Source organism: Micromonospora sp. M71_S20, from assembly GCF_003664255.1.
Taxonomy (GTDB): Bacteria; Actinomycetota; Actinomycetes; order Mycobacteriales; family Micromonosporaceae; genus Micromonospora.
In genome coordinates this window covers 116,351-125,291 of the sequence record NZ_RCCV01000002.1, presented here as the reverse complement: position 1 = coordinate 125,291, position 8,941 = coordinate 116,351, and the positions used below count along the sequence as shown (strand labels likewise).

Below are 8,941 nucleotides of genomic sequence, written 5' to 3'. Positions count from 1 at the left end.
ATCGCTGACCTCTCGTTCGTCGTGCTGTCGGCGGTGCGGTTGATCGAATCCATACCCCGCCGGGCTCCGTCCGGAACGTGACGTGTCGCCCCGCCCGTGGCGGCGCCGGAAGCGCGGCCCCGCCTCCCGATCGTCGAGCCGATCGTGCGGGCTCCCCAGGGTCGTCCGGCCACCTAGCACACCGGGACCTTGATCAGGTTCTTGTCCACAGGCGGTCCGGTTGTCCACAGGCCGGCGCGCGGTGCTGGCGACGCCCGCGCCGAGGGCCCAGGCTCGGCACCGAGTCGACTCGCGATGGCAAGCCCGATCTCCCCCTGGAGGGACGATGTTCGACACCTACGTCACGATCGTGACGGATCAGAAACTGCCATTAACGGGTCGTGTTCTCCGGCTCCGCTCCGCGCCGTTCACGAGCCGAAGGTGAATGCGCTGGGCGGCTGCGGCGGCCTCGGGGTCGATGACGCTCTGAACGCGTACCGCAGACGTGACGCGGTTGCCCTCTCGGCGGATCCACCAGCAGGCGGTGAGGGTTCCTGCGGCGATGGCGGCGAGGACCAGGGCGTGTGAGGTGCTGGACGGGCTAGGCGGCAGGGTGGTGGCGTGTGGCAAGAGAGGCCCCCCGGATCTCTTCGGCGCGGATTAAGCCTCTGATGAAACACCCGTACGAAGAAAAGTGGTAGACCCCGAGGAGTGGTCAGGTACGGCTCACGGGACTCGTCGCCGTGCGAGCCATGGTGCCTCGTGGTATGCGATACGCACCGTGATCATCCCATCCGGTCTAAGCCCCGAACTTGATGACTGACTGTCGATTCTCGCGGGCCGTGCGATGCATGTCGCAGGGCGGCGACAGCCCCATGGGATTTGCGAATCCCGCTAGTTGTTGCCTTCAGCAACAAACGCGTTACATGCGCGCAGGACGGGGCAAAGATCGTCGATCATGAGGTAGTCATGAGGTGGTGAGATCCGTGCGATCCCCCACATACGTGCCACGCAACCGGCCCCCGAGCCAGACCTCGGCCACCGGCACCACCGAGCCCGCCTCAATGCCCAGCTCGGCGCGCTCCGCCTCGCTCGGCATCCGAATGCGAATCAGTGCCCCACGCGGCACCGGCACCTTCTCGCGCTCTTGCTGCTGGACCACGCGGGTACCGTAGCCGCGCTCTGTGACAACCAGGCCTTCCCGACGCAGCACGTCAAGCGCCTTACGCACGGTCTGCCGCCCCAGCCCGTGCTCCTGGGCCAGCCTGCCCTCGAACGGCAGTAACTCACCTGCCGGAATGCGGCCAGAGGTGATTTCGGCGCGCAGCAGGTCGGCGAGCTGCTGATAGGCGGGGTCCCGGGCGGACCTGTTGATCACGATCGGGACGGTACGGACACGCGTGCGCATGAGGGGCTAGGGGTCTACGCGCATATGCGTATATGGTCGGTGAGCTGCGCGTGATCGCATGGTCACGCCCCACTCCCGCCCCGCTGTGAGGAGATCCCGGCGATGGTAGAGCGCTACGACGGCGAGCAGCTCCCACCCGCACACCCGGTCATGGACGGCCGGCCCCCGCTCCCGGACGGCCTGGGCGTGCCGCAGCCCACCCCGCTGCCGCCGCGCGAGCTGCGCCGGTACCGGCTCGTCGCGGTCGTCGCGGCCATCGTGGTCCTGGCCGCCATCGTCCTCGGCGCACTCCGATGACCGCGCCCGCGGCGAGCTGGCAGCGGGACCTCGTCGAGCACCGCCAGATCAACGGCCGCTGCCGACTCTGCGGCACCCGGCGCCGCTGCTGGCCGTGGGCCGCAGCGTTCGCCGCACGGCTCGTCGACCAGATGCGCCGGCCGTGAGCGCCGGGCCCGTCGCGTCACGGTGCCTGGGCTGCGCGCCGACCATCCTTCCGCTGTCCCACGACTGCGGCGGCGACCGCATCCCGTCCGAGGAGCTCGGCTGGCGGTGCGTCTGCCCGGAGCCAGAGTGCCGGCGGCGGCAGGGCGGGCAGTGGCCGGCGGGACGGCCGTCACGGCGGCGGGCCCTGGACGCGTGAAAACGCCCCCACCCGGGACGGGTGGGGGCGCTGTCGTGTCCGGACTACTCGCCCTCGGTCCGGCGGCGAATCAGCTCAGCGACGGACTCGGCCTTGATCCGCCGGTGCCCGCCCCGTTCGGTCCGGTAGGAGTCGAGCGCGCCCTCGTCGATCATCCGGCGCACCGTCGACTCACTCTCGCTGAACCCGGCCGCTCGGAGCCTGGCCAGCACCTCGCCGATCGATAGCCACGTGCCGTCGCCTACCACCGGACCCCCTGTCAGACCTGCCGAGTTGACCAAGTCTGGCAGATCGCGCCGTCGGTGGGCGACAGCCGGGCTGGGTGAGTGAGCGAGCTTCATGGAAGCCGAGTCTGTCAGAACTTCCGAATCTGTCAATCCTGTGCCATGCTGGCCGGCATGCAGATCGACGAATGGTGGGAGCGGAGCCCGTGGCTGGTCGTCGTCGGGGCCGCAGCTACGGCGCTGATCGCCGTAGTCGCCGTCGCCCTGACCGTCCGGCTCGTGGTGAAGGCCGTCCGCTCCGTACGCGGCGCCGCCCCGAACCTGAAGCTGGCCGTCGGCCAGGCCCTCGTTCAGGCCGGCGTCACCTGGGCCGTCGTCACCGGCACGTACGAGTTCTGCACCAAGGTCTTCAAGCTCCCCGACTGGGAAGCCGGCGCGTTCGCGGTCTTCCTGGAGGCGGCGACCTGGGTGACCGTCGGCATGATCTACGACCACGGCAAAGGCAAGGACAAGGACGGGAAGCCCAACGTCGGGTTCGGGCCGGCCGGCCCGTTCTTCTGGCTGTTCTCCGTCCTCGGCGGCATCCTGGCGGTCATCGCCGGCGCCACCTTCGGAGCGATGATCGGCCGAGCCGTGATCGTCGTCTTCGGCGCCTGCCTCTGGTACCTGGCCCTGCTGCGGGTCACACGCCGGTCCGGCGCTCCGAGCCGGTTCCGGTGGACGCCCCGAGCGCTGCTGATCGCCATCGGTGCCATCGCGCCCGCCGACCAGGACGTCCGCGACGAGCACCAGGAGTGGCAGATCCGCCGGATGGCCCGGGCGATGCGGTGGGCCAACGGCCGCTGGCCGTGGTCGTGGCTCGGCCAGCGAGCCCTGACCGGGCGCGCCGAGCAGGCCCAGGAGGTCGTGATCGAGGCCGCCCGGCGCCGGTACGCGGTGGCACACGTGGTGGTGTCGTCGGTGCAGCCTGACTCCGAGGTGATGCGGCGCATCATCGAGGACGTCAAGCGCGGTCCGATGGCGCCGGTGAGCAACGAGCTGCGGACCGAGCTGGACGAGATCCGGATGGACGCGCGGCAGGTGACCACGAAGCTGCGCGCCCAGGTGGACCAGATGCGGACCATCGGGGGCATCCGGATGCCCGCGCACATCGCGGCCCATATCCCGGACCAGATCCCCGCCGACTGGGTGGACCGCTTCCGGACCAGCCCGGCGGACCAGGCCCCGGAAGGTGACCTGGACCAGCCGCGGACCACGGTGGACCAGCAGGTCGGACCAGACCAGACCAGCGAGGTGGACCAGACCCCGGACCAGGCCGGGCCGCGCGACGAGGTCCACGCCCGGACCAGCCCGGCGGACCAGGCCCCGGCCAGCGGGTCTGTCCCCGCCGCCCGGACCACGACGGCCCGGCGGACCACCGTCCGCGTGGACCAGGTTCGGCCCGTCAGCCCGGCTGCCGGTGGCCCGGTGCCGCCCCGGGTGGAGGCCATGGTCCAGGCGCTCCGCGAGGCGTACCCGGGAGACATCCCCGGGCGCCGGACGGTCATGGACCGCATGAGCTGGACCAGTGCCGGCGACGCCCAGACCGCCATCAACCTGGTCCGCGCCGAGCGGACCAAGACCCCCAAGGAGAGCTGACGTGGGCCGCTACCTCGCCTGGCTCGGAGTCGCCATCAGCGCCCCGGTCGTCATCGCTTCCGACGACCGGCCCGCGCGGTTGGCCTCTGCCGTGGCGCTCCTGATCTGCCTGACCGTCCTGGCCATCAACCGGCCCGGACCCGACCAGAAGTAGCACCCGGGGCGCGGCTCACCGACCAAAGCAGCGCCGCGCCCCGGACCTCCTCCAACAGGGAAGGAACCACCATCATGACCACGACTCACCTCCTCCGGGGGCAGGTGCCCAAGGACTCGCCGTTGCGGGCGCTCGCCGGTCGCATCGTCACGGTGCCCGCCAGGTCGCTGGCTGAGCTGGCCGAGCGGATCCGCGAGCTGCGCCAGGCCGGCGTTCAGCCGGTGGTCCTGGCCGCGCCCCGGCCCGTGCCGTGGACAGGCATCGCCTGGGCGCTCACTGGCGGCGTGCTGGCCTCGCTCGTCGCCGCCCTGACGGCCATCCTCACCGACCACACCACCACCGCCTGGGTGGCCGCCGGCGCCATGGTGCTCCTCGGCGTCTCGTTGTTCCCCGTCCTCACGCACCTGGAGAGGGGCGCCTGATGGCCGCCCTGACCTACCGTCTGCGCATCTACGACGGGCAGTACGAGGTGCTGCACAAGCGCAACTACGTGGTCACGCTGGACCTCGACAGCCCCGGCCTCGACGGGGTCCTCGATCGCCAGCTCGGAACCCTGACCCGCGAGGCCCTCGCCGCCAACGAACCGATGGACAGCCCGCGCCTTGAGGTGTGCGACGCGCGCACCGGCACAGTGCTGCTCGACTGGTCGGGGGCGTGATGCTGCACGCGATCATGGCCGCCGTGCCGACCCCGAGCCCCATGCCGGATCCCGGCTCTGGCACCGCCCTGCTGGAGCACGCGATGTCGCCGACGGAGGTGGCCATCCTGCTGCTGCTGGCCATCGTCGTCGACTACATGTCCATCGGTCCGAACAGCCTGCGCGACAGGCTGGCTTTCCTGATGGCCGTGCCCGCGATCAAGGAGGGCTTCGACGAGTCACCGGCCGACAAGGCGACCGTCGAAGCCCTCGGCGGGGCTATCGAGAGACTGCTCGACTCCACAGGCGGCGCCTACATCGCCGGGGCCTCCGTGAACTTCGTTCTCGGCGCCCTGGTCGGCCTGCTGTGGATCTACACCATCGGCTGCATGATGCCCGTCAAGCTGAGCAAGAAGATGGGGCGCTTCGCCACCCTCACCTGGCCGCAGTCGCCGCTCTACCGGCTCAACGGGCGGATGTGGCTGGTCGCAATCCTGCTCGGCATGATGTCCGACCTGCCCGGTGGTCTCATCGGCGACATCACCCGCTCGCTGCTCGACATCGCCACCGGGCTGGTCGCGTTCCTGCCCGGTCTGCTCTTCGGAGACGCCTGATGCTGACCTCAACCGCTCTGCTCGCTGCTGCCGAGGAGCCGTCGCGTGGCTGGGGCGGGCCCATCGCCCTCGGCCTCGTCCTTGCCGTCTACATCACGGGGGCCACCCTTCACGACTGGTGGCTGCGCACGCACGAGGCCCCCTCCCCCACCGAGGAGGATGACCCTGGTGTCAGTGACCCTGCGCAGGTCAGCGCGGTGTCTGACACCGATGACACCGACCGTGACACCGGCGGCTGGTGGGGGCGGCTGATCACCCTGCCGGACGGCCGGCGAGTGCGCTCCACCGCCCCGACCGCGCCCGTCGACGAGGAGCTGGACCTCGACCTCGACGGCGACCAGGACAAGGAGGAGCCGGCGACGATCGAGGACGTGATCGGCACGATGCTCGACCGCGGCCACCAGTACGCCGAGATCGTGCGCCACGTAATGGAGGAGTTCGAGGTGTCCGAGGCGACTGCGAAGCGGCGGATTCGGGACGTCCGGGCCGAGCGGATCGCCGCAGCAAGCTGACCCCAGACGCACGACAGCGCCCCCGCCGGCCGGAGCCGAGCGGGGGCGCTGTCGCGTGCGGGGGAGGGCTACTCGGCCTGGAGGCCGGCGGCGCGGCAGATGCGGCGTACCTGCTCACGGGTGTAGCCGGAGATGCGGGCGATGTCGGCCTGCTTGGTGCCGGCGCGGGCCGCGTCGACGATGGCGTCGGCCAGCTCCGGTCGGGCCTTGTCGAGCGCGTCCTTGGCTTGGCGGTAGGTCTGGGCGGCGGCTTCGAGTGTGGTCACCCAGCGATGCTCCCACACATGAGGTTGCCACACAGCGTGGCCTCGCGAGTTGACGTATGCCACATAATGATGCCACACTCGTTGGCATGACCGAGACTGTTGCCCGGCAGCGCCACGAAGCCCTGCGCATCCGCATCGACCGCCTCACCTACGGCCTCGACCGAGGCGTCTGGTACCGATCCCCCAAGGTCAACATCCGGGTCGCGGTCAACGACCACCGCGCCGACACCCCGCGCAAGGCCCGGCACCCCCGCAGCCTCCGGCAGATCACCCGTCGGGCCTGACCCGCCTCAGACACGACGAAGCAGCCCCGCCCTCCACCAGGGTGAGCGGGGCCGCTGGGTTGGCGGGCCGCAGGATGAAAGCCACCCAACCGTCCGCATGAAGGACGCCTGCGGGCCCGTCGCTTCCCGTAACGGCTGGTCCGCCTTCCGGGTCGCGGTCGCGCCCTGATGTCACCCGATTCAGCGACAACCGGGGACAGCGCTAAACGGCCCCGCCCTCCCATCAGGGGAGAGCGGGGCCGTTGCACGTTGGTCGGTCCTGGCCGGGGTACCCGCCGGGCAGCAGCCGTCGATCCTACCGGGGCGGCGACGCCAGCCCGCCGATCGCGAGGCGGCGCAGCGGCGTGCCGTCGCTGGCGCGGGGGTCGGACAGCGGCGTCACCGCTAGGACGAAATAGAGATTCTTAAGCACAATCGCCAATTTCGCCCTTTGGGCGCCACAATGCCGGTTCGCCCACTCGGGCGTGCATTGCTGGTGCGAATATGCAACGCTGCGATCGTGGGGACCGAACTGCAAGTGACGCTCGACAGCGGGCACGCCGCCGTTGACGCGCGCACTGCGCTGATGCGCCTGGAGGGCCTCCTCGATCTCCTCGCCGAACTAGAGGCCGGCGAGCGGATCGAAGACGCCGCCGGCCGGCGGCGCCCACCTCCGCGCAGCCGATGGACCTTCTCCGACCTTGGCCTCGGTAGTGTCCGGGCCGCCCTCGCGCCGCTGGAACCTCGCCCTGGCGGTTCCTTTCACGCGATGGACGAGGTCCCTGTTCGCACAGTCGAGGGCTTCCTTCAGGCCGAGGACTCCGAGATCGTCCCGGACGGTTGGAGCGTCACCGCCGCGAGGAAAGCTCGCGCGCTTACCCGGCATCTCGGCGTGACCGAACAGAGCGGAATGCGCCTCTCCCTGCTCGTCGACGGCCAACCCAAGAAGACCATCCTGGTAACCCGGCGGTCCTCCGTGAACCTCACCCGCGCACTGCAGATCCGCCGGGAGTCGATCGGCTCGGTCACCGGCCGTATCGACAGCATGAGCGTCCACAAGAAGCCCTACGCGGGCCTTTGGGCCCAGCGCGGCGGCCGTCGCATCCAGGTTGACCTGCCCACAGAGGAACTCGTCGACGCCGCGCGCGAGGTTCTCGGCAAGAACGTCAACGTCCGCGGCCGGATCCGTCGTAACGACGCAGGACAGATCCTGCTTCTGCGTGCATCCAGCATCGAGCCCCTCCCAGAGGCCACCCAGCCTCTGGCCGATCTGGTCGGCGCGTACCCGGATCTGACCGGTGGCCTGGACCCCGTCACCTACCTGGAGGGCCTACGTGGGTCGGCCTGACACCCCCTCGACCGTCTACCTCGACTCTTGCGCCTTCCTCTACGTCCTGAATCAGACTGAGGGATACGAGCCGGTTGCGGATCTCTTGCGGCTCGCCGACGCCGGCCAAGTGACCGTCATGACGTCACCTCTGATCCTGGTTGAGGTTCGCGGTGCCCCGAGGTCGGCTGACTTCGACATGGCCAGGGAGAACCGCGTCCGGCGGATGATCGACAACCCGCGGTTGTTGCTTGTCGAGTTCGACCGGCCGGTGGCGCTCAAGGCCCGCGACTTGTCTTGGCGCTATCGGCTGAAGCCGGCCGATGCTATCCACCTCGCCTCGGCGGTGATCGGCGAGGCGAACGCCTTCATGACGTTCGACGGCGGGTTCCCGTGCGGCACAGAGGTCGACGGCGTCTGGGTGGACAAGCCCTACAAGTACGGCGGTCCTGACCTGTTCGACGGCACGATCTGAGCGCCAACGCGCTCTGTGTCCCGGGGCGTGGGTGTACGGGCATCGCCTGGAGTGCTTGTGGGACCTGACACGCAGCAGCGGCCCCCTGTCCTCCCCGCAGGGAGAGCAAGGGCCGCTCGCGTGCGTCACAGGACCTACAGGCCGTGGTGTCCGTACGGGGGCGCCTGGTCGTCGCCACGGCTCACGCCCGGCGCCGGCGGCACGCGGCCGCCGATGGCGAGCCGGCGCAGCGGCGTGCCGTCGCTGGCGCGGGGGTCGGACAGCGGCGTCACCACCGACTGGAGGTAGACGCCCGACACGGCGACCGCGACCGCCTGGACCAGCAGCAGCCACAGGATCACCGTGGCCGGAAGCAGGTCGGCGAGCCCGGCGAAGCCGGTCACGGCGGCCAGTGCGGCGAGGGCCATCGTGATGATGAGGACGGGACGGGGTCTGCTGGTCATGGGTACCTCCTCGGTACGGTCGGTGAATGGTGCATGTGCCGTCGCTGCCGGCGTGGCAGCGGATCAAGCTGGCCGAGCTATCGGGCGTCGCCGGCCGCTACGGCATCGGCTCTGACCGAGACGCGCCCCGCGATGAGGCGATCGCCGCCGTGCATGCGGTGACCACCGACCCGGAGCTGCTCGGCATTCAGGCCGGCGTGGCTCTCGCGGACCCGCACGGGATCAGCGGACCGACGGTGGAGTTGCTGCGTGCGGCCGGCGCCGACATGCGTCTCGCCGAGGCACACGCGGCCGAGGTTCGTGCCCGCCTGTCGACGTAACGCCTAGCGGATCTTGGACGCCTGTTTACAGTGGACGGTCG

General features: G+C 70.2%; 17 protein-coding genes. 12 read left to right on the top strand and 5 right to left on the bottom strand.

Annotated elements, in window-relative coordinates; translation table 11 throughout:
• Window positions 1-946: 946 nt before the first annotated feature.
• Entirely contained in the window at window positions 947-1,357 is a 411-nt protein-coding gene (locus DER29_RS21435; RefSeq protein ID WP_158619074.1) for a GntR family transcriptional regulator, read from the bottom strand.
• A gap of 132 nt (window positions 1,358-1,489) precedes the next feature.
• Between DER29_RS21435 and DER29_RS21430 the strand changes: the two genes are divergently transcribed.
• Both DER29_RS21430 and DER29_RS34680 read left to right on the top strand, forming a co-directional pair.
• Complete coding sequence (locus DER29_RS21430) at window positions 1,490-1,684, top strand: hypothetical protein (protein ID WP_121399489.1); 195 nt, start codon at window positions 1,490-1,492, stop codon at window positions 1,682-1,684.
• Window positions 1,681-1,830 carry a hypothetical protein gene (locus DER29_RS34680; protein WP_199729494.1) on the top strand — a complete coding sequence of 50 codons (150 nt, stop codon included), beginning with the start codon at window positions 1,681-1,683 and terminating at the stop codon, window positions 1,828-1,830. The genes DER29_RS21430 and DER29_RS34680 overlap by 4 nt, the downstream gene beginning before the upstream one ends.
• Window positions 1,831-2,071: 241 nt before the next feature.
• Here DER29_RS34680 and DER29_RS35510 read toward each other — a convergent pair whose 3' ends face one another.
• A complete protein-coding gene (locus DER29_RS35510; protein ID WP_121399488.1) occupies window positions 2,072-2,368 on the bottom strand; it encodes a helix-turn-helix domain-containing protein in 297 nt (98 codons plus the stop codon).
• Window positions 2,369-2,425: 57 nt separating this feature from the next.
• Between DER29_RS35510 and DER29_RS21420 the strand changes: the two genes are divergently transcribed.
• From DER29_RS21420 to DER29_RS21400, 6 genes are all read left to right on the top strand, one after another.
• Window positions 2,426-3,889 (top strand): hypothetical protein, encoded by a 1,464-nt coding sequence (locus DER29_RS21420; RefSeq protein ID WP_148710099.1) that lies wholly within the window; start codon window positions 2,426-2,428, stop codon window positions 3,887-3,889.
• A 1-nt stretch (window position 3,890) separates the two neighbouring features.
• Window positions 3,891-4,043 (top strand): hypothetical protein, encoded by a 153-nt coding sequence (locus DER29_RS34240; protein ID WP_158619072.1) that lies wholly within the window; start codon window positions 3,891-3,893, stop codon window positions 4,041-4,043.
• 74 nt (window positions 4,044-4,117) lie between these two features.
• Window positions 4,118-4,465: a hypothetical protein gene (locus DER29_RS21415; protein ID WP_121399486.1), complete on the top strand. Its 348-nt coding sequence runs from the start codon at window positions 4,118-4,120 to the stop codon at window positions 4,463-4,465.
• On the top strand, window positions 4,465-4,701 hold the full coding sequence (locus tag DER29_RS21410) for a hypothetical protein (RefSeq protein WP_121399485.1): 237 nt from the start codon (window positions 4,465-4,467) through the stop codon (window positions 4,699-4,701). The genes DER29_RS21415 and DER29_RS21410 overlap by 1 nt, the downstream gene beginning before the upstream one ends.
• Entirely contained in the window at window positions 4,701-5,294 is a 594-nt protein-coding gene (locus DER29_RS21405; RefSeq protein ID WP_148710098.1) for a hypothetical protein, read from the top strand. The genes DER29_RS21410 and DER29_RS21405 overlap by 1 nt, the downstream gene beginning before the upstream one ends.
• Complete coding sequence (locus DER29_RS21400; protein ID WP_121399483.1) at window positions 5,294-5,806, top strand: hypothetical protein; 513 nt, start codon at window positions 5,294-5,296, stop codon at window positions 5,804-5,806. Before DER29_RS21405 ends, DER29_RS21400 begins: the two co-directional genes overlap by 1 nt.
• A 68-nt stretch (window positions 5,807-5,874) precedes the next feature.
• Here the strand turns inward: DER29_RS21400 and DER29_RS21395 are convergent, their stop codons facing one another.
• On the bottom strand, window positions 5,875-6,072 hold the full coding sequence (locus tag DER29_RS21395) for a hypothetical protein (RefSeq protein WP_121400096.1): 198 nt from the start codon (window positions 6,070-6,072) through the stop codon (window positions 5,875-5,877).
• 86 nt (window positions 6,073-6,158) lie between these two features.
• Between DER29_RS21395 and DER29_RS21390 the strand changes: the two genes are divergently transcribed.
• On the top strand, window positions 6,159-6,356 hold the full coding sequence (locus DER29_RS21390; RefSeq protein ID WP_121399482.1) for a hypothetical protein: 198 nt from the start codon (window positions 6,159-6,161) through the stop codon (window positions 6,354-6,356).
• Window positions 6,357-6,651: 295 nt separating this feature from the next.
• Here the strand turns inward: DER29_RS21390 and DER29_RS35980 are convergent, their stop codons facing one another.
• Window positions 6,652-6,777: a hypothetical protein gene (locus tag DER29_RS35980; protein ID WP_255421066.1), complete on the bottom strand. Its 126-nt coding sequence runs from the start codon at window positions 6,775-6,777 to the stop codon at window positions 6,652-6,654.
• Between the two features lie 78 nt (window positions 6,778-6,855).
• Between DER29_RS35980 and DER29_RS21385 the strand changes: the two genes are divergently transcribed.
• Both DER29_RS21385 and DER29_RS21380 read left to right on the top strand, forming a co-directional pair.
• On the top strand, window positions 6,856-7,683 hold the full coding sequence (locus DER29_RS21385) for a hypothetical protein (RefSeq protein WP_148710097.1): 828 nt from the start codon (window positions 6,856-6,858) through the stop codon (window positions 7,681-7,683).
• Window positions 7,670-8,137: a PIN domain-containing protein gene (locus tag DER29_RS21380; protein ID WP_158619071.1), complete on the top strand. Its 468-nt coding sequence runs from the start codon at window positions 7,670-7,672 to the stop codon at window positions 8,135-8,137. Before DER29_RS21385 ends, DER29_RS21380 begins: the two co-directional genes overlap by 14 nt.
• 134 nt (window positions 8,138-8,271) lie before the next feature.
• Here the strand turns inward: DER29_RS21380 and DER29_RS21375 are convergent, their stop codons facing one another.
• Window positions 8,272-8,580, bottom strand: coding sequence for a hypothetical protein (locus DER29_RS21375; RefSeq protein WP_121399479.1), 309 nt, complete (start codon window positions 8,578-8,580; stop codon window positions 8,272-8,274).
• Between the two features lie 26 nt (window positions 8,581-8,606).
• Here DER29_RS21375 and DER29_RS21370 point away from each other — a divergent pair, with 26 nt between their 5' ends.
• On the top strand, window positions 8,607-8,900 hold the full coding sequence (locus DER29_RS21370; protein WP_121399478.1) for a hypothetical protein: 294 nt from the start codon (window positions 8,607-8,609) through the stop codon (window positions 8,898-8,900).
• Window positions 8,901-8,941: the final 41 nt, after the last annotated feature.